Source organism: Candidatus Saccharibacteria bacterium oral taxon 488, from assembly GCA_010202465.1.
Classification (GTDB): domain Bacteria; phylum Patescibacteriota; class Saccharimonadia; order Saccharimonadales; family Saccharimonadaceae; genus Nanosynbacter.
Genome location: CP047919.1, coordinates 473779 through 496667, shown reverse-complemented (window position 1 = coordinate 496667; position 22889 = coordinate 473779). Strand labels below are relative to the sequence as shown.

Sequence of the window (22889 nt, the reverse complement as noted above, 5' to 3'; positions counted from 1 at the left end):
TTTACTCTTCTTCCTTATTGCGGTAGTTGATGAGCAAGAACAAGTTACCGCCGAGTGCTGCACCAACGAGCGTCGCAGCGATTACTTCAAGGCTGAGGCGGGTATACAGCTTCTCTGCTTTTTGTGCTGGTGCCGAAGCATTTTGTAGCTGTGAGTTAGTCTTTTCCGTAACCGCTAGAGCAACTGCCGGGTTCAGTGTTGCACCGCTGATATACACTTCGCGTGGGTAGGTGCGCTGATCCTTTAGCTGCTGAGTTTGCCGAGTCGCATTTGCTTGCTCTTCTTGGTACTTTTGAACAGCAGCATTTTGGGCGAGTGGTAGCAATGCACCGCTAACCACCAAGCCAAGTGTCAATGACATACCAATGACCACGGCTTTACTGGTATTCTTGAGATCAGTGCGCGATAGGGCTGCGCTGATGCCAAACATAAAGACCGCCATACCGACGAGCTCGACGACAAAGATCGCCCACGAGAAAGTGGTGAATTGGTCAAAGTTAATGACGAAGCTGCCTGATGAAATTGCTCCCATCAAGACAACGGCAGCCATCGCGCCAAGGAATTGTGCTGCCCAGTAGAACGGCACAAGTATAGCTCGAAGCTTGCGCATCGTCCAGAGACCGAACGTCACGGCTGGGTTAATGTGCGCGCCAGAGATTGCACCAATACCGAGTACTAGTACTACCAGTGCGAGACCGACATAAAACGGCGTCATCATATATGCCGAGAATAAGGCGACTAATGTCAAAATAAATGTGCCGGCAACTTCAGCCAATACGATGTTGACAAGGTTGCGTGGTAGTTTGCTGTCTAGTTTTTTACGCGGCGAGCTAGTCCTGACGGGTTTAACGGCAGTCGATTTGACCTCTGGTTTTTTCGCCTCAGTTTTGCTGGTGACGCGCGTTACGGTTGTTTTCGATGTAGCAGCTGCAGCAGTCGTCTTCTTTGGACTGGATTTTGCAGTCGCGGCCTTTTTAGTAGTCTTCTTCGTGGCCATAGTCCCTCCTTACTGTACTATTACTATCATTATAACATATCTGGTATAATCGACATATGGGATTATTTGTAAATCAACAAGATCGGCGCAGTGAACTACAAGAACGCATTGCGGCGGAGCTGCGCGAGAAGGCCAAAGCGTCGGGTCTGCAGGAAAAAGCTAGCTTGGACGGCGTAGAAGATGTGAAATATTTGGAAGATACGAAGCAGACGACGACGCTGGCGCCAGCTTGGATTATAATTGTGATCATGGCGGCCGTGGTTGTTGGGATGTTTTTGATGCAGGGGCGATGACATGGAAAAATTGGATGAAGTTCGAGCACTATTATTATCGCGCGTAGCCGAGGCGGCTGAACCGCGCAGCGTGTTGCGGAGCGCGGAGCTGCGGGAACTATACGGCGTTATCGCGACGCTACCGAGTGAAGAGCGCGGGGCGTTTGGTAAGAAAGTCAATGAATTAAAGCAGGAATTAGAGCGGGTGATCGCGGCTCGTGAAGATGAGCTGTCAAAAGTTGATCTGCCGCCAATTGACGTGACAGCGCCGATGGATGTCAATGCTCCACGGCCTGAATTGCTGCCGAGTGAGCGCGGCACGATTCACCCGCTGAGCGCCGAGATTGAGCGTATTTCTGACATTTTTAACCGCATGGGTTTTGTGACGGAAGAGTCGCGTGAGATCGACGATCAATTCCATATGTTCGAGAGTCTGAATTTCCCGAAAGGCCACCCGGCGCGCGATGATTATGACACGTTCATGACCGAGGAAACTGACGCCAATGGCGACCGCTTGATCGCGCCGGCGCACACCTCGACCATGCAAAACCGCGTGTTGAAAAAATATCATGGCAATTTGGCGAGTGGCGAGGCGATTGCTGCTATTGTACCCGACCGAGTGTTTCGTAACGAAGATCTGGACGCGCGGCACGAGCACACGTTCTATCAAGTCGAGGGCGTGTATGTCGCCAAGGGGGTTAACGTTGGCAATCTCATTGCCACGCTGCAGGAGTTTTTACAGGAATATTACGGCAAGCAACTTGATGTGCGCGTCAATCCATTTTATTTCCCGTTCACCGAGCCGAGCTTTGAATTTGCGCTGAGCTGCCCGTTCTGTGAGGGTAAAAATCCAGATTGTAAAGTTTGCTCGGGCGAAGGCTGGATCGAACTCTTGGGCTGCGGTATGATTCACCCGAATGTGCTGAAAGCTGCTAACATCGATCCGAATGAATACACCGGCTTTGCCTTTGGCTGCGGCATCGACCGCTTGGTGATGATGAAATACGGCATCGAGGACGTGCGGCATTTTGAGAGCAGTAAGTTGGACTTTTTGGAGCAGTTTTAATTCAGTCAATTAGTCCATTTGGAGATATGTGATGATTAAGCGCAACGTCTTTCTCTACAACATCACCAATCGCGACGATGAGGGGTACGGCAGCTATCCGTTTGAGGATGTTCTTCGTGATCTGATGAACCTCGAAGAAGACGATAGGAATTGGCAGTACAATCCGAATGATGATGAGTCTTTCATGCGGCTTTTGCAGTTTGATAAGCTACATAAAACCAGCGAACTATCCAAATGCTATGCTGGCATCATCGCCGTGTACGGATCGAACGTGATTACCATAGGCAGGGACGATGACGATCTTGTCAAACGTTATCCGCTTCCTGATGGGCAGCTGCCGGTGCAGGTGGTGCATTTCCTCTACTATGCCGACAAAGGAATTATGGCGTTAGAATACAACCGAAACGTCGCCACAAACGTAAAGATCCTAGCGTATATAAACAATTGCGCAACAAAGCTCTCGCTTTCTGAAAAGCTAGCGTTTATCGGGACGGTGGTTTGCCATCCCGATGCCATCGAGTTAATCAGGCGGGCGCATCGTATAAAATCTGCGAAGATATTTGTTACTCGTGAAGCCATAGAGCACAATAATAAAATTAGCCAACTAGCGAAAAGTTTATTCTCCGCACCTTCAATCGATAATCATACCGATACGCTCGGCACGGTGGTCATTGATTTTCGGCCGAGTCGAGGCAAGTTTCTATCTCCTGGCGCGTACATTGATCACTATGTGAAGGAATTTCCAGGGGTCGAAAAGCAGGTCTACGAAGTTGAAATTGAAGAGGGCATGGAAGTAACGTCGGTAAATATCATGCAGCCGCAGTTCAAGAATACTATCGAATTGCCGGACAGCAGCATCGAAGATAGAGAAGAGTATGATAATCAGGTTTTTGGTAAAATCCACGAGGTGTATAAAGCAGCCACCAATGTCATAACGGGAGCGAACAATGTGGACTAGGCGATGGAGCTCCATTGGGCTGGTGCTGATCATCCTGCTGCTGTTCTTTGGGGTGTCGCTGGGTATGCAAGAGATCGTGAAGGTAGTGAAACCTGATATCATGAAGGTTAACCCGTGGGATGTATTTGAGGGCATAATAACCATCCCATCGTATATCGTTATTGTGTTATTGGTGTTGTTGCCGTCGGGGTCTCGATATAACCTGAGGCTATCACTATTTCAGCGCTCCAGTTACGTGCGTGAGATCATTATCTCCGGTCTCCTGATCATTCTCGTGATGGCCACAGTGGGATTTGTGGCGTACGACCCGACAGACAGTCCGACTCGTAATCCTTGGAATGATTTTAATTGGGGTAATTATCTGAGCGTGATTGTTTGGGGAATTATCATATTTTTGTATAATGTGCTGCTGCGGTTGGGTGGCGGGGCGAGGCGTGGATTTGATAAAAACGTAGCTTGATTATCCCATACAAATATCCCGATAAGGCCGCGTGACAACTTCTGCCGACTCAAGGCCGAGTTTGGCTTCAATGTCACTAATCATCGCCAGCGCACTGGTCTCATCATCTGACAAAACCTCAACTTCCACGAATGTCCCAGCGTCTTTGATTTCGTCTATGGCCACCGTTGCCTGCGGAAAATCAGGGGACTGGAACGAGCGACGGTATTTGTTGACCTCGACCAGTTTTACCATGCCAAGGTTGGCAAACAGTTGTTTGGCAGCCGTTGCGCTCTCGGGCTGAATTGGCAGGTTTGTCTCGGGCTTAATAATCACATTATTTTTCGTATGTGTCGCAGCCGTCGTTGCAGGCTTATATGTCACCTCAGCAAAACCATCGCGCTGGCGAATTCGCAGACATTCAACCGTCTGCATAAAGTCGACATCAGGACGAGAATAATACGTATCAATTTCGTGGAGATTGCTCTGTAGTTCAAAACCAAGGTCTTGCAATCGCTTGAGTAATTCGTTTGCGTCACCAGTTAATTGACGTTTGCGTTCGATTTCTAATAGTTTTTTGGTCATTTTGTGGCCTTTCTGGCGTTTATCTAGTATTGTATTTAGCCTATAATTATATTATACAGTTACCTATCTATAGTCTCTACATCTTGCCGTATCAAAAAACTCTTGCACTCCATCGTCCACCTGGCGATTCACAAAGTGTGATCGTGCTGCCAACTTGCCGCTACCATAAATAAATTGTGTTTCCTCGTCGTATTTCATACCGCGAAAGGCACAGCCCCCTGCCTCAATAATAGCTTTGACGCCGCGAAAATCTACGCTCTGAACTGATGAATTCTTAAAACAGACTGGTTGCCCGTAAATATGCTTTGCGTAATCCAGGTTGCAATTCTCAAACACGAAAAATCCCATGACAAACTGGCCAAAATCAACGAATGAGCAAGTATTTGAAGACTATCATTCTGAAATCATGAGTAGCTGGGCGACAGCTTCCGCTGATGAAGATGGTTTGGTCTATGTTCCTGAAAAATGAAAAAGCATTAAGCTTACGGTGTTAGCTTATATAAGCAATAGTTGAAGTCTCCGTCGAAGAATATAAAATTATCTGGTTGACTATACAACGAGAAGCAAGAGTCTACAATTTTACCAGATCCATCTTCTACGCCAACTATCGGAGAAGCTTCACTTGAGCGGCTCATTGGGTCATACAACACAGACCGCGTCTTAAAAGACATACTTCACCAGCAAAGCATCTATCTTCAGTCACGATGTAAAAGAAGTCATATGACCCCATAGGCAGATTAGTAAATTCAAAATGACCACGTGAGGCGCACTCATGAAGCTTGCCGGTAAATTTCTCAATAATAGTATGATGATTATCCATAATCAATGACATATTATAAAGGAAAAGTGGCTTTTTGTACGGAAGCCACAAACCGCTTAGTAGGAATCAGCCGTGGTGGTCGCGGTAGTCGTTGATGACCTCGCCGTCGACGCGCATATACTCGACACCACCGTCCTCATTCACGACGATGTGGTCGTGCGGCCGTGCGCCGGGCATGCCACCGGGGAAGATGTTGGTAGTACCGTCATCGTTCTTGTCCCAGTACATGACCTCTCCACCGATGCGGCCCATACCACCCTCGTACTGGCTGTTAGTTCCCATAATAACTCCTCTTGGAGTCAGGCGAGATAATTATCTCGCGAAGTGGAGCGTCTCAAGCCCAATGGCTTTGGGCGAAACGCCGACCCTTGCGGATGCAAAGGCTGATATATATATCAAATAATAGAACAAAACGTCAATGGATTTTGTCAAAATTATGGCATAAAACAGTAAATTACCTCTGCAGTAATAGTTTAACCATAGTACTAAACTTAGTAGAAAGTTGTGAACATAACGCGGGACGTAGTCTTATGTTGTATTTTGCTTGAGCTTAAAATTATTTGGTATAATTATCTTAAAAGGAGTAGAATTATGAACCATACAATTTTCGACGACATTGTATCAGGCACCGTAAAATCATGGAAGGTTTGGGAGGACGGGCAGTTTTTGGCGTTTCTCACGCCGTTTCCAAATACCCCGGGGGTGACAGTGGTCATTCCAAAGCATAATCCGGGCGATTATATTTTTGCAATTGACGAGACGTTATACCTCGAGTTTATGCGAGCAGTGCGCCAGGTGGCGCGGCTGCTGGAGCGCGCGTTTGATACACCGCGGGTAGCGCTGGTATTCGAGGGGACGGGCGTGGCGCATGTGCACGCCAAGCTGTATCCGCTACATGGTGACTTGGCAGGGCGGACTGATGTCTGGGCAGAGAACGCAGAGTTTCACGAGAGCTATCGTGGTTGGCTGACGACGACCGAGGGGCCGAAGATGGATGAGGCCGAACTAGACCGGATTCAGGCGCAGATCATTGCTGCTCAAGGGTAATATTTTAACTTTAACCAACGGGGCGAACTATGAAGTGGCTCGGAGTTGTCGGTACACGTGAAGTAAATGACACGATTCGCCGCGATATTGAGCAGTTTGTCGGGCAAAAGATTGCTGAAGGCGGCGGGATTGTGTCGGGTGGCGCGACTGGTGCTGATCACGAAGCGGCGCGGCTGGCGTATGAATGTGGCCTGGAGGCGGCACGGTTTCGGATATTTTTGCCAGTGGAGCTGGAGCTGTATTGCCAAGCATTGTATGATCGTGCAGCTGTCGGCAAATGTCGCCAGGATGATGCGATTGCGACGATCGCTCTTTTGCGAGACATCGCCAAACATCGGCCAGGAGTACTGCACGATGCTACTGATTTTAATGGAGTTAATGCTGATTCATTTCATGCGCGTAATTGTCAAATTGTTGACTTGGCGGACGAACTGGTGGCGTTTCGGGTCAACGATAGCTCTGGCACGACGTTTACGATTGACCAAGCTCAGGAAAAAGATATTCCTGTCAAGGTGTTTGACTACACCGTTGATTAGAATGATATACTGGTATATATGAAAGTCAGCCTAAACATTATCAAACAATTGATTAATTTTGAATTGCCGCCGGTAGATGAGTTGGTGTCGCGGGTCAATCAGCAGCTTGGTGGCGTCGAAGAAGTGATCGACCTCAACGCTAAATATGGCGGCGCACGAATCGTCCGGGTGGTTGAATGCGTCAAGCATCCTGATGCTGACCGGCTGAGTGTGACTAAGATTGATGACGGTGGCGCAGTGGCGGATGTGCCGCGCGATGAGAGCGGTCTGGTACAAGTGGTCTGCGGCGCGCCAAATGTGCATGCGGATATGTGGGCGATTTGGCTGCCGCCAAAAAGCACGGTGCCGGCAAGCTTTGACGACGACGAGCCGTTTGTGCTAGATGCGCGGCCACTGCGCGGCGTGCTGAGTCAGGGTATGTTGGCGGCGGCCGACGAGCTGGCGATTGGTACGGATCACGAGGGAATTGTTGAGATTTATGAACACGACGTGCCGGTGGGCGTTGAACTTACGGCAGGTGCGAGTTTCGCGGAAACGTTTGGTTTGGACGACTACGTGCTGGATATTGAGAATAAGATGTTTACTCACCGGCCGGATTGCTTTGGGCAGCTCGGCGTGGCACGCGAGATTGCCGGGATTTTTCACCAGCAGTTTACCAGCCCCGAGTGGTACAATGTGATTCAAGAATTTGCTGGCGGCGACGGTCTTGAGCTCGAGATCTTCAATGAGGCGACTGAAGTAGTGCCGGTGTTTTCAGCGGTAGCCATCAAAAATATTGAGGTGCAGCCAAGTCCGCTGTGGCTGCAATGTCAGCTGGTGGCGATGGGCGGCAAGCCGATTAATAACATTGTCGATGCCACGAATTACATGATGCTCATGACGGCACAGCCAACGCATGCCTATGATTATGACAAATTACGTGGGTCTACACTCGGGGCGCGGATGGCTCGTGATGGCGAGAAAGTCAGTCTGCTCAATGGCAAGGAATATGAGCTGACGACGGACGACATTGTCATTGCTGATGGCGAGGGCGTGATTGGTCTGGCGGGAATTATGGGCGGCACCGACACTGAGGTTTCGGATGGCACGAAAAACATCGTTTTGGAGTGCGCCAATTTTGATATGTATGCGCTGCGCCGCACGGCCATGCGCCACGGCATTTTTACCGATGCGTTGACGCGGTTTAATAAGGGTCAGTCACCGGCACAAACCGACCCGGTACTCAAGCGACTCATGGGTATGACTGGCGGTGAACAAGCTAGTCCCGTGCTGTTTAAGAATCATCAGTCTCTGCGGTCTGTGTTGGCTGATAGTATGCATTGGTGCGGTGGCCTGTTGGTGCCGAGTGGATTTGTTGAAGAGCGGCTCGGCGTAAATTTTACCGATGGTGAAATGAACACGCTGCTAGGAAACGTTGAGTTTTTCGTTGATGAAGGGCGCGAGTATGGTGAGGACGGCATGATGGTCTACAGCCCGTTTTGGCGCACCGATATTGAGCTGCCTGAGGATATCGTCGAAGAAGTTGGCCGGCTGTATGGCTTTGATAAATTACCGCGTCAATTACCGCATCGCAGCATTAAACCCGCGCCAAAAAATTTGCGTCGTGAATTGAAAAACGCCGTTCGCCGTAGTCTATCGCGTGCCGGTGCCAACGAAGTCTTGACCTACAGTTTCGTTCACGAATGCATCCTAAAAAATGCCGAGCAGGACGTTGCTCAGGCATACAAATTATCAAACGCCCTCAGCCCTGATTTGCAATATTACCGCTTGACGGTGCTTCCGAGTTTGCTGGACAAGGTCCACGCCAATATCAAGGCCGGGCATGATGAATTTGCTTTGTTTGAAATGGGTAAGGGCCACAGCAAAATGCATGGCCTAGGCGAAGATGGTTTGCCAGAGGCCAGTCAGTTTACGGACATCGTCTATGCTGCCAAAAAGCCGGGAGCGGGTGCGCCGTTTTACAAAATTCGTCGCTTGGTTGAGCAGTTGGCGCGTGACCTTGGCGCTGAGTTGGTATTCAAGCCAATTGAACAAGAACTTACGCTTCCAGTCGCGGCACCGTTTGACCGGTCGCGCAGCGCGCTGATTGAGACAACTGACGGAACGTTCATCGGTCTGGTTGGCGAATTGAAACAATCAGTCATCAAGAACTTCAAATTACCAACGTACGTGGCGGCGGCGAGCTTGGACACTGCTGGCTTGGAGGCTGTCTACGCCAAGCGTGACAGTCATTATCGGCCACTCAGTCGCTATCCATCAACGACGCGCGATATCTCGCTCAAAGTACCATCCGCTGTCAGGTATCAGCAACTACTGCAGACGCTGGATGAGGCTATACGGACCACCGATATGAATGTACGGATTGAGCCACTCACCATTTATCAGTCCGAGCATGATGCGGCGCAGAAAACGATGACATGGCGACTGACGTTCACCTCGCATGAGCGGACATTGACGGACAAGGATATCGCGCCGGTGATGCAGCAGATTGAACAAGCGGCCAAAGATGCGTGGGGCGCTGAAGTAGTCTGATGAAGCCGCTGATTCACATGCTCCGATATGCACGCGGCATGGGCAGATACTACATCGGGGTTAGTATTAGCTCAGTTGTTGTGGCGCTGACCGGCATTGCGGTGCCGTTCGTGATTTCGCGGGCGACCAGCTTAATGGTCGAAGTGGTTGAGGGCGGCAATGTAGGAATTGAGCAGGCGATTTTCTTGGCGCTGGTGCTGCTGGCGCTTGACGTGACGAATACGATGGTGCGAAACCTTGGCGGTTACTGGGGCGACGTGATGGCAACGCGGCTCAAGCAGCAGCTATCGACGCGGTACTATCATCACTTGCTTGGCTTGCCGCAAAGTTATTTTGATGGCGAGCTGACTGGGACGATTATCAATCGCCTCAACCGCGCGATTACCGAAACGACGAATTTCCTGAACATGTTTGCCAATAACTTTTTCCAAATGCTGCTCACGACGGGCATCACCATCGGTATCGTTCTGGTGTACAGCCTGGAGCTGGCGGCAATGGTGGTCATCATGTATCCGCTATTTATGTGGCTGACGGCGCTAACCAGCAAGAAATGGCAGACCTTTCAGAACCGTAAAAATCACGAAACGGATATGGCCAGCGGCCGGTTTGCCGAAGTCATTGCTCAGATCAAAGTCGTCAAAAGCTATGTCCGCGAGTCGCTCGAATATCGTCATTTTGCCAAGCGTTACCGCAAAACAATTGCCATCACGCGCAAGCAATCGCGCTATTGGCACAGCATGGACATTGTGCGCGGCGTGGTGCTGTCGGTCATCTTCTTTATGATTTTTGCCTACATTTTTGTGCAGACGACCGAACGGCGCTTTTCGATCGGCGATATGGTGCTGCTGATCACGCTGATTAATAATTTGCGGATGCCGCTGTTTAACATGAGTTTCATCGTTGATAATTTCCAAAAAGCTCTGGCCGGGAGTCGGGATTTTGTTGGTGTAATGACGCTGCGTCCAGCGATTGAAGATGTGCCTCACGCGCCGGAATTAGTCGTGAGCCGCGGGGCGGTCGAATTTCGCAATGTCTCGTTTCGCTACGCCTCTGCCATGCAAAAACCAGTGTTGACCGACATCTCGTTTACGCTTCGTCCCGGTGAGCATGTCGCTCTCGTCAGCGAGTCGGGCGGCGGCAAGACCACTTTAACGAACTTGCTGATGCGCCTGTATCAGCCAGACAGTGGTGAGATTATGATTGATGATGTGGCAATTGATGTGGTGCAGCAAAAGAGCTTGCGTCGCCACATTGCCACGGTGTTTCAGGAGCCAGCGCTCTTTTCCGGCACAATTCGTGAAAATATCGCCTATGGCGCCGACGAGCCGACGGATGAGCAAGTGATTGCCGCCGCCAAGGCCGCCAACGCGCACGACTTCATCAGTGAGCTTGACAAAGGGTACGACACGCAAATTGGCGAGCGTGGCCTCAAGCTGTCCGGCGGTCAAAAGCAGCGCATTGCCATCGCGCGGGCGGTACTCAAGGATGCGCCAATTCTCATTCTCGACGAGGCAACAAGCAATCTCGACAGCAAGAGCGAGCATCTAGTGCAGCAGGCGCTGGAGCGGCTGATGAAGGGGCGAACGACGCTGATTATCGCTCACCGGCTGAGTACCATCGCTACGGTGGATCGGATCGTGACGCTAAAACATGGCCGGGTCGACGAGATTGGTACGCCGAAACAGTTGGCAAAATCGGGCGGTATTTATGCTAATTTGCTCAAGCTACAGCGGACAGCTGGCGTGGGGATTGATGATGAGCTGGCACGTTATGACATTGCGGCCGAGAGGAAACATTGATATAATTTCAAGGTAAGATAAAGGAGGATTATGGCAACGAGGGGACAGCGACTCGGTATATGGATCATCACGGGGACATTAGCGGTTGGGACAATTGGCGGGTTCATCGCCATGATGGTGCAGCCAGGCAATGACGCCAAAGACCAGGCCGAGCTGAAGCAGGCGCAAGAAGATTATAAAAAAGCAACCACGGAGTGGCAAAAGAAAGTTGACGCTCAGACGGCGGAATTGAACAGTAAATATCACGGCAAGTTTTTGGGGTTTAGTACGCGAGTCGGTGCCTTTGAGGCTACTGGTGTGAAGGAGCTCGGCAAAGAAGATTTGGTCGTGGGTGACGGCGCGGAGGTCAAGGATGATACCAAATTTGCGGTTTACTACATCGGTTGGAATGCTAAGGGTGAGATTTTTGATCAGTCAATCAACAGCGGTAAATTGAAAGCGCCGTTTGCGGTAAACGGCCCAGCACATACGTCGGTGATTCAGGGCTGGAAAGAGGGGCTGATTGGTATGAAGGTTGGCGGTGTGCGCGAACTGACGATTCCAGCTGACAAAGCTTATGGCGATAAAGGCCAGGGCGATAAAATTCCTGCCAATGCGCCACTTAAATTTGTGGTAATGGCTATCGAGAAACCGGCGGAGATTCCACGGCCGGAGATGCCAGAAGTTATCAAGCGATATTATAGATCAAGGGGGTTGAATGTCTAAAGAAGTTATCATCGTTGGTGCTGGTCCAAGCGCACTCACTGCAGCAATTTACCTATCGCGCGAAGATGTGCCGACAACACTATACGAGCGCGGCGTGGTCGGCGGTATGGCGGCCATCACTGATCAAATCGATAATTACCCAGGGTTTGCCGAGGGCGTGACCGGTATGAAATTGGCGTCCGAGCTGCAGCAGCAGGCTGAGCGATTTGGCGCGAATATTGAGTACGGTGATGTGACGGCCCTGAAGCAGGTTGACGGCGAACTGGAATTGACGATTGATGGTCAGTCGGTACGCGCCAAAGCAGTGCTGCTGGCGACCGGTTCAAATCACCGCAAGCTGGGCGTGCCGGGCGAAGATGAATTGTATGGCCGCGGTGTGCATTACTGTGCAACGTGCGACGGTGCATTTTACCGCGACAAGCGCTTGATCGTCGTTGGCGGCGGCAACTCGGCGGTGCAGGAAGCGATATTTTTGACTCGCTACGCCAGCCACGTTGACCTATTGGTGCGCAGCAAATTGCGCGCCAGCGATGTCCTGCAAAAAGAGCTGCAAAAGTATGTCGATGAGGGTAAGATTGCCGTCCATATCGGTGCGACGACTGATGAAATTATCGTCAAAGACGACAAATTCTACGGTGTCAAATCGACCCAAAACGGCGAGCAGAAAGAATTTATGGCAGACGGCTTATTTGTTTTCATCGGCTTGATTCCAAACACGCAGTTTTTGGTAGACTCAGGTATTGAGCTGGACTTGGGCGGACACATCGTCACCGACGAGCATTTGCACACCAATATCCCTGGCGTCTTTGCCTCGGGCGACGTCCGTTCGGGTGCAACCATGCAAATTGCTTCAGCGGTCGGTGAGGGCGCAGTGGCGGCACTGCAAATTCGTGAATATTTACAAGAAAAAGCCAGAGAGGAGTAGTATATGGCAGATTTTAACCAAGTATTAACACCGGGAAACTATCAGGACGGCGAAATCACCGTTGTCGTGGAGATTCCGGCTGGGTCAAATCATAAAATTGAATGGGATCGAAAAGTTGGCGTCATGCGGCTAGATCGGGTTGATCCGGCGATTTTTGCCAAGCCGACTAATTATGGTTTTATTCCACAAACGCTGGACGAGGATGGCGACGAGCTGGATGTGCTATTGGTCACGGACACGCCGCTGACGACTGGGCTGGTAGTCGAGGCGCGAATCCTCGGCGTGATGAAGTTTGTTGATGACGATGAGGTTGATGATAAAATTATCGCCGTGCCAAGCGACGATCGTCATACTGGAAACGCCATTCAGTCACTGGAAGATTTGCCAGCGCAGCTGATTAAGCAAATTGAATTCCATTTTAATCACTACAAGGATCTGAAAAAGCCAGGCTCGACCATTGTCAAAGAATTTGCTGGCGTTGATGCTGCCAAGCAGGTTGTAGCGGCGGCGATTGAGCGCTGGAACGAGCAGGCGTAATACTACTATCTTGCAAAGCAAAGCGATATCACATCTTGCCAAGAATCGGGTATGCGTGTTTGTCGCGGAATTATCAGCCTCTCCGACACGTCGATAGCTCTGCGGACGGCGCCCGCCGGATGCATTCGACGTGGAGGAGACGGCTGGAATCCAAGCCGTGGCAGCCACTCCACCGTCCGCCGCCAGAGCACACTCTTCGCTCAAATCTCCACTGGATATTTCTCGCGAGCGTTCGGCTGAAACGTCCGTTACTCACGAACGGTTTCACAGTCTCTGGCGGAGGAGGTGTCGTGTCTGCCGCAGCCTCTGAGGTGTGAGTGCTTTGCTTACCGTCGAAACAACGACGAAACGCCGTCGGTTAAGCCGGTCAGGTGTGCAAGCACGCCGCCGCTTTTTGACAGCTGCATGCGCAGTTTGGTTTTGGCGTGCGGCGTGATGACCATATTGCGCCAGGCTGGTTTGGGCTTGGCAGATTTGCTGGTCAAGACTTCGACGACGTCGCCGTGCTGCAATTCATAGGTGAACGGCTTCATAACGCCATTGACCTTAAAGCCGCTGGCGTGCGCTGCGATGTCGGAGTGAATGCGATAGGCGTAATCCAGCGGGAAGGCGCCGCGCGGCAAGTCATAAATATCACCTTTGGGCGAATAGACGAAGATGCGATCTTCAAACAACTTCATGCGGAATTTTTCTGAATTAAAGGCCTTGCCCTCGCGGGCCCGGGCCGCCGTTTCCTGCAGGTCACGAATCCATGCCAAATCCGTCGGCAGCGCGGCGATTCGCCCCTGGCGGTAGGCATCGGACATCTTTTGTTCGTTATAATGAAAGCTGGCTGCCAAACCACGCTCGGCGTATTCATGCATGTCTTGGGTACGAATTTGGAATTCGACAATTTGTCCGGTCGGCGTTTGCACTGTCGTGTGCAAGCTTTGGTAGCCGTTCGGTTTAGGGTTGGCAACGTAATCTTTGATGCGCTCGTAAAACGGCTGGTACATCTCGTGCAGTACGCCCAGTACCAGATAGCCGGTCGCTAAATCATCAACAATGATGCGCAGAGCAATCAGATCGTAAATCTTATCAATATCGCCAACGCGGTCGAGCTTCTTGAACAGGCTATACACGCTTTTGACCCGGCCATCCATATCGAACCGTAGGCCCTCGCTCTGCAGGCGCGCCGTAACGTCGCGGCGGACTTTGGCGAGTTTGCGCTGGCTTTTTTTCAGGCGGCTGTCCATCAGACTCTTGGTGCGCTGAAAATCCTTGGGCATCAAGAATCGGAAACTAAGCTCTTCTAATTGTACGCGGACACGCCCCATATTCAGCCGATCCGCCAACGGCGCAAACACCTCAATTGTCTCGCGGGCGATTTTCTTCTGCTTGTCACGCGGCATATATTGAAGCGTGCGCATATTATGTAGCCGATCCGCCAGCTTGATAATAATCACTCGGATGTCCTCGCCGACCGCGATCATCAGCTTGGCGAGGTTGTCCTTGGTGTGCGGCAGATAGCTATCGAGGCTGCGCATACCAGCGCGTGCCTGCGACACCTTGGTCACACCATCAACCAAAAAGGCAATGTCGCGGCCGAACAAACTTTCTAGTTCATCCAGCGTTGCATCGGTATCCTCGACCGTATCATGCAGCACGCCAGCGATCACCGTGTCAATATCCATACCCCATTCCACCAAAATCCCAGCCACCGCCAGCGGGTGCGTGATGTAGGGTTCGCCGCTCTTGCGCTTTTGCCCGGCATGCTTTTTGGTGGCGTAGTCAATAGCGCTATCTAACACTAGTACCGGTACTTCATCGTACTGCGGCGCCGCTAGATGTAGTAATTCCTCCCGCGTCATAGTTTCATTATACAACTTTGTAGTATAATTAGTAAAAAGCTAATGCTACTTGGGAGGAATAATTATATGGCGATAACGAAAATAGCGATTAATGGTTTCGGGCGGATCGGGCGCAGTGCCTTTAAGATTGCCCGGGAGCGCAGCGATTTGGAAATTGTGGCGATTAATGATTTGACGGATACTAAGACGCTAGCGTACCTACTCAAGCATGACAGTAATTATGGTGAGTACGGTCGGCAGGTTGATGTTACAGAGGATGAACTCATCGTCGACGGAAAACCTGTCAAAGTGCTGGCGGAAAAAGATCCAACGAACTTGCCATGGGGCGAGATGAATGTTGACGTGGTGATAGAATCGACGGGACTCTTTACCGATAAAGATGGTGCGGGTAAGCACTTGACTGCTGGCGCTAAACGTGTGGTTATCAGCGGGCCGACCAAGTCCGACGGCGTCGATACAATTGTCCTGGGCACCAATGACAGCAAGATCAAGGACGCTACGCCGATAGTTTCTAATGCCAGCTGTACGACCAATAGCTTGGGCGCGGTGATGGCGATTTTGGATGCGGAGTTTGGCGTCGAGAAATCGATGCTGACAACGGTGCATAGCTACACTGCCAGCCAGCGCCTGCAGGACGCGCCGGCTAAGGATCTGCGTGAGGGTCGCAATGCAGCCGAGAATATCGTGCCGACAACCACCGGTGCGGCCATCGCCGTGACGAAAACCCTGCCGCAGCTAACCGGCAAGTTCGACGGCCTGAGTGTCCGCGTACCGACGCCGGTGGTGTCGCTCAGTGACGTGACGGCACTGCTACGGCGCGACGTGACGGTCGAGCAGGTAAATGAGGTGTTCAAGAAAGCTGCCGCCGATAGTTTCTATCAAGGGATCTTGGGCGTCAGTGAGGAGCCGCTGGTCAGCCGCGACTTTATCGGTAATTCACATTCTGGCATCGTTGACCTGCCGCTGACCAAGGTCGTTGGTGGTAATATGGTGAAAATCATGGTCTGGTACGATAACGAGTGGGGGTACTCCAACCGTCTGGTCGAGCTGGTGGCGGACGTCGGCCACTATCTCCAGCAGTCAGCGATGTCATAAGTTCAGTGATGTGAGTGGGGCGGGAGATACGAAAAATCGTATCAATCCCGCCCCGCACCTCAATATCAGATTCTTCCTCCTTTCTTGCGTCGGGGAAGGTGGACGAAATCGTCCACCAGCAGGGCGATAGCCATTACCCATAGCACCACGGTGATCGCGGCGCCAACGTAGCCGACCCATTCGGGGAGGCTAGCCAGTGGCTTGTATAGCCAGCTGACAGTTGAGTCTTTGTGGAGATGTGGGGCGACCGCCCCGGCTGTCCAGTACAGTGCTGTGAGCCCAAATATAGTAAACATAACACCACTGACCATGGTGAACTTGTCACCGGCCGAGGCCACACTCGTCATGATTCCCATCACAATAGCCGCAATGATGAGGATAGTCAGGATCTCGAGGAACATGATATGACCTTTCTCTTTGTTGAGGTGCGGCCGTTCCGCGCCTCAAGCCACCGTAGGTATCCGACCCAGGGCAGCGAAGCGCAGTTGACAAAACTTACGGTAAGTTGTCAAAAGGCTGATATATATATCACTATTAGTAGAAAATGTCAATGCTTTTTGTCAAGATTGTGAATAGCTATGAGCTCCCACCTCTGTTAGATACGCATACCCGTTCGCAGGCTGACATGGGCGAATGGGGCGGCTGAACTTGACGCCGCCTGGCTGGATATGCTACACTACTAACATATCCGGCCAATCAGGTCGGAGTTTTTCGTCTCTTGGGCGTTTGCAACGAAACATAGTATAATAATATAGCGTAAAGGAGCTAGTATGGAAGATTTGAATATTAAGCAGTTGACGTTGGCGGTGCGGACGATTGCCGAGGAAAAGAACCTGCCAGAAGAAACGGTTTTGGAGGTGATCGAGCAGGCTATCGCCGCAGCGTGGCGGCGTGATAACGGTACGCGCGAGCAATTGGTGCGCGCCAGCCTGAACATCAACAGCGGCACGGCTGTGGTGTCGGTCGTCAAAACCGTGGTTGAAGAAGTCGAAAATGACGTCAATCAAATGAGCCTCGACGAGGCCAAGACGGTTGACCCGGCGGCTGAGCTGGGAAGCGAAGTGACGGTCGAGACGCATAACGTGACGACGTTTGGCCGGGTGGCAGCCCAGACCGCCAAGCAAGTGATTTTGCAGCGGCTGCGCGAGGCAGAGCGCGAAGTGGTGCTGGCAGAATTTGAAGATAAAATTGGTACAGTGGTGACTGGTACGATTCAGCGGGTTGAGCCACGCGTGGTGCGAATTGAGCTGGGTAAGGCCGTCGGTATCATGCCGCAGTCCGAGCAAATCCCTGGCGAGTACTACGGTGTTGGCCGCCGCGTCAAAGTGTACATCAAGGACATTGAGCGTGAAGGTCGCGGTCCGCAGCTGATTTTGAGCCGCGGCAATGAAGAATTTGTGCGGTTCTTGTTTAGCCAGGAAGTGCCAGAGATGGAAACGGGCGCCGTGGAGATCAAGGCGATTGCCCGCGAGGCTGGTCGCCGCACCAAATTGGCGGTAGCGTCTGCTTTGCCGGGTGTTGACCCAGTCGGTACGTTCGTCGGCGGTCACGGTACGCGTGTTCAGGCAGTGATGAACGAAATCGGCGAGCAGGAAAAAATTGATATCATTCCGTTTGAGGAAGACGCGGCTGGCTTCATCGCGAATGCCATGAGCCCAGCAGAAGTACTGAGCGTGACGGTTAATGAAGATGAAAAGCGAGCAACGGTCTACGTTAGCGAGGATCAGCAATCAGTGGCCATCGGCCGGGCTGGGCAGAATGTTCGCTTGGCAAGTCGGCTGACTGGCTACGAACTGGATATTGAGGCAAAGGCGGCTGTTAAACCTGAAGCAAAACCTCGTAAAAATATTGAGGACAGTTTGATGAGCGTGGTTGAGGAGGTGGCGGAATAGGCTGCTTTCTGACAATCGCCAAAAACGAAAGGAGGGCGATATGCCGGAAGATTTTTCTGAGTTAGAATCTCGGCTGACTGATACCGCCAAGGCTAGTTTAGAGCGCGCCGGGCTACTGGCGCATAATAGTGGTAGTCCGTATGTCGGCACTGAGCATGTGCTGCTTGGTGTATTGGCGCAGAATTCGTCGCTGGGTGCGAAGATTTTGGCGGAGAGTGGTGTGACGCTGGATCGAGCGGAGTTGGCGCTAGGCTTAACCGCGCAGTCGTTCGTGGTGGTGGTTGTTCACAAAGGCATGAACGCTGAAGTCTTGGAGACAATACGGGCTGCCTGGCAGCTAGCGACAGAGTTTGGACAGGAGCGCATCGGTACCGAGCACATCGTCTATAGCATGCTATTGCAGCACAAGGCTCGGGCGACGAAGTTGCTCAGTGATATGAATGTGGATCTGGAGGAGCTGCGCGGTACATTGGAGGACGTGTTTGATCGGCAGCAGCTGGAGGCGATACAGGATGAGTCGAAGGAAGGTACGGCGCCGCATACTCGTCGGTCGGCCGATCTCAAGCTGCTTGACCAGTACGGAGTCGACATGACGGAGCGCGCACGGAGCGGACTGCTCGATCCAGTGGTCGGTCGGGAGGCCGAGACGGAGCGGCTGATCACGGTGCTCGGGCGGCGCGGCAAGAATAACCCAGCGCTAATCGGCGAGCCAGGCGTCGGCAAAACCGCAGTGGTCGAGGGCCTGGCGCAGCGCATCGCAGCGGGGACGGTGCCAGAGTTTTTAGTCGGCAAGCGGCTGATTCAGCTTGATCTGACGGCCATGGTCGCCGGTACAAAGTTTCGTGGTCAGTTTGAGGAGCGCTTACAAAAAGTCGTGGCGGTAGCACGTAATCATCAGGAGATCATGTTATTCATTGATGAGCTGCATTTATTGGTCGGGGCTGGCTCGGCCGAGGGGTCGATGGATGCGGCGAACGTCCTAAAGCCAGCGTTGGCGCGTGGTGAAGTGCGGGTGATCGGTGCAACAACATTTGACGAGTACCGCAAGCACATCGAAAAAGATGCGGCCCTCAGTCGGCGGTTTCAGGCGGTGACGGTGGCGGAGCCGGATGAGCAGGCGGCAGTAGCCATGGTGCGGGCGCTAGCGGGCCGGTTGGCGACACATCATCGACTGCGGATTTCTGATGAGATGATCGAGCTGAGCGTAGCCCTCAGCCAGCGCTACGTAACGGAACGTCATTTACCGGACAAGGCAATTGATGTACTCGATGAGGCGGCGGCGCTGGTTAGTACGCGGCGGCCAGCCAAGCCAACCAAACAGCAACAGCTAGCACGGCGGATTAAACAACTAGCGGGCAAACTCGATGCGGCGGTCGAGGCTGAGCAATATCAACGTGCGGCCGAGCTCAAGGTGCGCATCAAACAATTGGAGCAGCAGGCTAAGCAGCTACCGGCTGACGACCCAGCATTGCCGGAGCTAACCGAGGATGATGTACGGCGAGCGGTGGCGGCGATGGCTGGTGTGCCGGCAGAAAAAGTGACGGTGAACGAGCGCAAAGATCTGGTGGCACTGGAGCAGCGGCTGGGCCGGTCGGTGCTCGGTCAAGAGAGGGCCGTGGCGACCTTGGCGCGAACCATTCGCCGGGCGCGAGCTGGGCTGAGTCGGCGGTCGGGGCCGCTTGGGTCGTTTATTTTTCTCGGGCCGACTGGCGTGGGCAAGACGGAGTTAGCTCGCGTGTTGGCACGGGAAGTGTTTGGAGGCGACAATAGTTTGATCAAGATTGACATGAGTGAGTTCTCGGAGCGGCATACGGCCAGTCAGTTGATTGGCGCGCCGGCTGGCTATGTTGGCTATGATGAGGGCGGCAAATTGACCGACAAGGTTCGCCGGCAGCCGTACAGTGTGGTGCTGTTTGATGAGATCGAAAAGGCGCATCCGGATGTACTGAACTTGCTGCTGCAAATTTTGGAAGACGGCAAGCTAAGCGATTCGCATGGGCGGACGGTCAGTTTTCGCCAGACAATCGTGATTTTAACAAGCAATGTCGGCGCCGAGGCGATGGTGCGCGACGGTGAGCTGGGCTTTAGCCCGCACGGCGATGATGGTTCGCGGGCGGACGATGTGAATGAGCGCAATGCTCGGGCGGCGCGGCGCGAGCTGGAGGAGCTACTGCGGCCGGAGTTAATCGGGCGATTTGATGCAGTGGTGCATTTCAAGAGCTTGACTCGGCCGGTGGTGGGCAAGATTTTCGATAATCTCGTCAGCGAGCTTAAAGAAGCAGTACGAGCGCAGCAGATGACGCTGGTCATCACGCCGAGCGCTAAGCGTTGTATCATAGACAACGGATTTGATGAGCAGCGCGGCGCGCGGGTGCTTCGGCAGACGATTCAGACGATGTTGGCTGATCCGCTCAGTGATGTCTTATTGTCTCGTCAGGCCCGTCCCGGTGCGGTGTTGGTGGCAACCACGAAAAATCGTGAGGTAGTGATCAATGTTACGGCTGCGTAATCTCGTTAGTGTCGTGGTGTTTGTGGGGCTGGTGGCCGGTGGTAGCTGGCTGGTGCTCAATCGCCAGCTGGTGCTGGATCATATCAGGGTCTGGCAGTACCAGCCTAGTCAAGACATAGCGACGCTGGCACGGCGGGCAACGATGACTGATAAGGCCAAATTTAGCTTTTATCTGGCACAGCCGCGACTAGAAAACGCTACGCAGTTTAATCACGATTGCCGTCGTATCGAACAGGCCAGCCCGATCGTCGGCTGTTATTCTCACGCCAAAGAGACCATCCACATTTACAACGTGCGGAACGCGGAGCTAGACGGTATCAAAGAGGTAACGGCGGCGCACGAAATGCTGCACGTAGCCTGGTCGCGCTATTCGGCGGAGCAGCGTCGGCGGCTGGGCGAGCTGCTAGAGGCGGCTTATACCAAGGTCAAGACCAAAAAGCTCGAGGAGCGGATGGCGTATTATGAACGGGCACAGCCGGGTACGCGCGCCAATGAGCTACATTCAATTTTGGGTACGGAGTTTGCTGATCTCGGATCGGAGCTGGAGGCGCACTATGCCGAGTATTTTAGTAATCGAGCGGCGCTACTAAAACTGCACGCTCAGTATAATCAAAAGTTCACCAGTGCCGAGGCCGAGGCCGACGCGCTGACGGCCAGTCTCGCCAAGCGAAAGCGTGAAATTGAGCAGCTGACGACGTCGTACAGTGCGCGCATTAGTGCCTATAACCAAGACGTAGCGGCATTTAACCAGCGGGCAACGACGGGTGGTTTTCAGACGCAAGCTGAGTTTCAGGCTGAGCGAAACCGGCTGAGCCAGCGTGGCCTGGCGCTTCGTCGTGAGCGGCAGACTATCGAGGGTAAGGTCGATGCCTATAACACTGATGTTGAAAAATTAAATGCGTTGGGGCGCAAGATTGATCAGCTCAATCAAAGCCTCGATAGCCAAAAGGCGGTTAAATAATGGCACGGGCAAAATCACAATTTATCTGTCAGCAGTGCGGTGCCAGCTATCCGAAATGGGTCGGCAAGTGCGACAATTGTGGCGAATGGAATTCGCTGGTTGAACAACTACCAGTTGACACCGGCGCCTCGGCGGTAGCCCGCAGCAGCGGTAAAGGTAAAGCGCTGACTGCGCTTAGGCTCAGCGAGACGGCCACCGAGGCCAAACAAGCGCGGTTGGCAACCGGCATCGCTGACCTTGACGCAGTGCTCGGCGGCGGCTTTCTACCAGGCGGTGTGGTGCTGGTGGCGGGGCAGCCGGGAATTGGAAAAAGTACCCTGCTGGCACAAGTTGCGGCGTTTGTTGCTCGGCAGAAACCAGTGCTGTACGTCAGTGGCGAGGAGTCGGTGTCGCAGGTCAAATTGCGGGCTGAACGGTTGGGCGCGGTTGACTCAGAGAACTTGCAGCTGGCGTCCAGTAACAGTGCCGAAGACATCGCCGCCTCCATTCAGACTGGCCAGTACAATCTAGTGATCGTCGATTCCATCCAGACCTTGTCGCTCGCAGACATTGCCTCAGCGCCAGGCTCAGTCAGTCAAATCACCAACTCATCCAACGTCATCATTCGCGCCGCCAAGGCCGCGAACACCGCAGTGATTTTGGTCGGTCACGTCACCAAGGAAGGCTCAATCGCCGGGCCGAAAGTCCTGGAGCACTTGGTCGATGTGGTGCTGAACTTTGAGGGTGATCGCTACGGCGGCTTCCGGGTGGTGCGGGCGCAGAAAAACCGCTATGGCTCGACCAATGAGGCAACAATTTTTGAGATGCATGAGGATGGCTTACGGATTGTGGCCAACCCATCGGCGAGCTTGCTAGCCGAGCGACAAAACCTCGATGGTTCCATCGTCCTCGCCACCATGGAGGGGGCGCGGCCGCTATTGGTGGAAATTCAGGCACTGGTCAACCCGACGAATTTTGGCTATCCCAAACGCGCAGCCAGCGGTTTTGATCTCAACCGCTTGAACTTGTTGGTGGCGGTGCTGGAAAAGCGTACCAAGCTCAATCTTTCCGACAAAGACATTTACATCAATGTGGTCGGCGGCTTGAAACTCAGTGACCCAGCGGCGGACTTGGCAGTTGCCATGGCCATCGCCTCAGCCTCAGCTGGCCGCAAGCTCAGTGACGAAGCCGTGGTGTTTGGCGAAGTGGGCTTAGGCGGCGAAGTGCGCTCCGCTCAAGGCTGGCACGCCCGCGTCAAAGAGGCTAAGAAGCTTGGTTTTACCTATGCCATCGCACCAAAAACCCACAAAGACGCATTCGTGCGCGGCGTCGGCGACCTACGTCAGGCGCTGATTGACTATTTACAATAACATTATCATAAAAGG

General features: G+C 52.6%; 21 protein-coding genes. 16 read left to right on the top strand and 5 right to left on the bottom strand.

The window, feature by feature from the left end; translation table 11 throughout:
• Window position 1: 1 nt before the first annotated feature.
• Window positions 2-997: a hypothetical protein gene (locus tag GWK76_02695; protein QHU92214.1), complete on the bottom strand. Its 996-nt coding sequence runs from the start codon at window positions 995-997 to the stop codon at window positions 2-4.
• A gap of 56 nt (window positions 998-1053) precedes the next feature.
• Here GWK76_02695 and GWK76_02690 point away from each other — a divergent pair, with 56 nt between their 5' ends.
• Genes GWK76_02690 through GWK76_02675 form a run of 4 tightly spaced genes read left to right on the top strand, consistent with a single transcriptional unit; the run spans window position 1054 to window position 3753 of the window.
• The gene (locus GWK76_02690; GenBank protein ID QHU92213.1) at window positions 1054-1290 is read left to right on the top strand and encodes a hypothetical protein; all 237 of its coding nucleotides are present in this window, start codon (window positions 1054-1056) and stop codon (window positions 1288-1290) included.
• Between the two features lies 1 nt (window position 1291).
• The gene (gene pheS, locus GWK76_02685) at window positions 1292-2335 is read left to right on the top strand and encodes a phenylalanine--tRNA ligase subunit alpha (GenBank protein QHU92212.1); all 1044 of its coding nucleotides are present in this window, start codon (window positions 1292-1294) and stop codon (window positions 2333-2335) included.
• A gap of 31 nt (window positions 2336-2366) precedes the next feature.
• The gene (locus GWK76_02680; GenBank protein ID QHU92211.1) at window positions 2367-3293 is read left to right on the top strand and encodes a hypothetical protein; all 927 of its coding nucleotides are present in this window, start codon (window positions 2367-2369) and stop codon (window positions 3291-3293) included.
• On the top strand, window positions 3283-3753 hold the full coding sequence (locus tag GWK76_02675) for a hypothetical protein (protein ID QHU92210.1): 471 nt from the start codon (window positions 3283-3285) through the stop codon (window positions 3751-3753). Before GWK76_02680 ends, GWK76_02675 begins: the two co-directional genes overlap by 11 nt.
• Here GWK76_02675 and cyaB read toward each other — a convergent pair whose 3' ends face one another.
• Both cyaB and GWK76_02665 read right to left on the bottom strand, forming a co-directional pair.
• Window positions 3754-4317, bottom strand: coding sequence for a class IV adenylate cyclase (cyaB, locus tag GWK76_02670; GenBank protein ID QHU92209.1), 564 nt, complete (start codon window positions 4315-4317; stop codon window positions 3754-3756).
• A gap of 886 nt (window positions 4318-5203) precedes the next feature.
• On the bottom strand, window positions 5204-5419 hold the full coding sequence (locus GWK76_02665) for a hypothetical protein (protein QHU92208.1): 216 nt from the start codon (window positions 5417-5419) through the stop codon (window positions 5204-5206).
• A 309-nt stretch (window positions 5420-5728) separates the two neighbouring features.
• Between GWK76_02665 and GWK76_02660 the strand changes: the two genes are divergently transcribed.
• The 7 genes from GWK76_02660 to GWK76_02630 all read left to right on the top strand — a co-directional run bounded on the left by GWK76_02660 (window position 5729) and on the right by GWK76_02630 (window position 13218).
• On the top strand, window positions 5729-6184 hold the full coding sequence (locus tag GWK76_02660; protein QHU92207.1) for an HIT domain-containing protein: 456 nt from the start codon (window positions 5729-5731) through the stop codon (window positions 6182-6184).
• A 29-nt stretch (window positions 6185-6213) separates the two neighbouring features.
• Entirely contained in the window at window positions 6214-6720 is a 507-nt protein-coding gene (locus GWK76_02655) for a hypothetical protein (protein QHU92206.1), read from the top strand.
• 18 nt (window positions 6721-6738) lie between these two features.
• Window positions 6739-9252, top strand: a complete 2514-nt coding sequence (pheT, locus tag GWK76_02650) for a phenylalanine--tRNA ligase subunit beta (GenBank protein QHU92205.1) — start codon at window positions 6739-6741, stop codon at window positions 9250-9252.
• Window positions 9252-11051, top strand: coding sequence for an ATP-binding cassette domain-containing protein (locus GWK76_02645; GenBank protein QHU92204.1), 1800 nt, complete (start codon window positions 9252-9254; stop codon window positions 11049-11051). The genes pheT and GWK76_02645 overlap by 1 nt, the downstream gene beginning before the upstream one ends.
• A gap of 114 nt (window positions 11052-11165) precedes the next feature.
• On the top strand, window positions 11166-11756 hold the full coding sequence (locus tag GWK76_02640) for a hypothetical protein (protein ID QHU92561.1): 591 nt from the start codon (window positions 11166-11168) through the stop codon (window positions 11754-11756).
• The gene (locus tag GWK76_02635) at window positions 11749-12681 is read left to right on the top strand and encodes an FAD-dependent oxidoreductase (GenBank protein ID QHU92203.1); all 933 of its coding nucleotides are present in this window, start codon (window positions 11749-11751) and stop codon (window positions 12679-12681) included. Before GWK76_02640 ends, GWK76_02635 begins: the two co-directional genes overlap by 8 nt.
• Window positions 12682-12684: 3 nt before the next feature.
• Entirely contained in the window at window positions 12685-13218 is a 534-nt protein-coding gene (locus GWK76_02630; GenBank protein ID QHU92202.1) for an inorganic pyrophosphatase, read from the top strand.
• Window positions 13219-13544: 326 nt separating this feature from the next.
• Here the strand turns inward: GWK76_02630 and GWK76_02625 are convergent, their stop codons facing one another.
• Window positions 13545-15068 carry a RelA/SpoT family protein gene (locus GWK76_02625; GenBank protein QHU92201.1) on the bottom strand — a complete coding sequence of 508 codons (1524 nt, stop codon included), beginning with the start codon at window positions 15066-15068 and terminating at the stop codon, window positions 13545-13547.
• Between the two features lie 66 nt (window positions 15069-15134).
• Here GWK76_02625 and gap point away from each other — a divergent pair, with 66 nt between their 5' ends.
• Window positions 15135-16163 (top strand): type I glyceraldehyde-3-phosphate dehydrogenase, encoded by a 1029-nt coding sequence (gap, locus tag GWK76_02620; GenBank protein ID QHU92200.1) that lies wholly within the window; start codon window positions 15135-15137, stop codon window positions 16161-16163.
• A gap of 65 nt (window positions 16164-16228) precedes the next feature.
• Here gap and GWK76_02615 read toward each other — a convergent pair whose 3' ends face one another.
• Window positions 16229-16564 carry a hypothetical protein gene (locus tag GWK76_02615; protein QHU92199.1) on the bottom strand — a complete coding sequence of 112 codons (336 nt, stop codon included), beginning with the start codon at window positions 16562-16564 and terminating at the stop codon, window positions 16229-16231.
• Window positions 16565-16933: 369 nt separating this feature from the next.
• On the opposite strand from GWK76_02615, the gene nusA reads away from it, so the two are divergent.
• Genes nusA through radA form a run of 4 tightly spaced genes read left to right on the top strand, consistent with a single transcriptional unit; the run spans window position 16934 to window position 22874 of the window.
• A complete protein-coding gene (gene nusA / locus GWK76_02610) occupies window positions 16934-18055 on the top strand; it encodes a transcription termination/antitermination protein NusA (GenBank protein ID QHU92198.1) in 1122 nt (373 codons plus the stop codon).
• Between the two features lie 40 nt (window positions 18056-18095).
• Window positions 18096-20564 carry an AAA domain-containing protein gene (locus tag GWK76_02605; protein QHU92197.1) on the top strand — a complete coding sequence of 823 codons (2469 nt, stop codon included), beginning with the start codon at window positions 18096-18098 and terminating at the stop codon, window positions 20562-20564.
• The gene (locus tag GWK76_02600; protein QHU92196.1) at window positions 20548-21525 is read left to right on the top strand and encodes a hypothetical protein; all 978 of its coding nucleotides are present in this window, start codon (window positions 20548-20550) and stop codon (window positions 21523-21525) included. The genes GWK76_02605 and GWK76_02600 overlap by 17 nt, the downstream gene beginning before the upstream one ends.
• The gene (gene radA, locus GWK76_02595) at window positions 21525-22874 is read left to right on the top strand and encodes a DNA repair protein RadA (protein ID QHU92195.1); all 1350 of its coding nucleotides are present in this window, start codon (window positions 21525-21527) and stop codon (window positions 22872-22874) included. The genes GWK76_02600 and radA overlap by 1 nt, the downstream gene beginning before the upstream one ends.
• Window positions 22875-22889 lie beyond the last annotated feature (15 nt).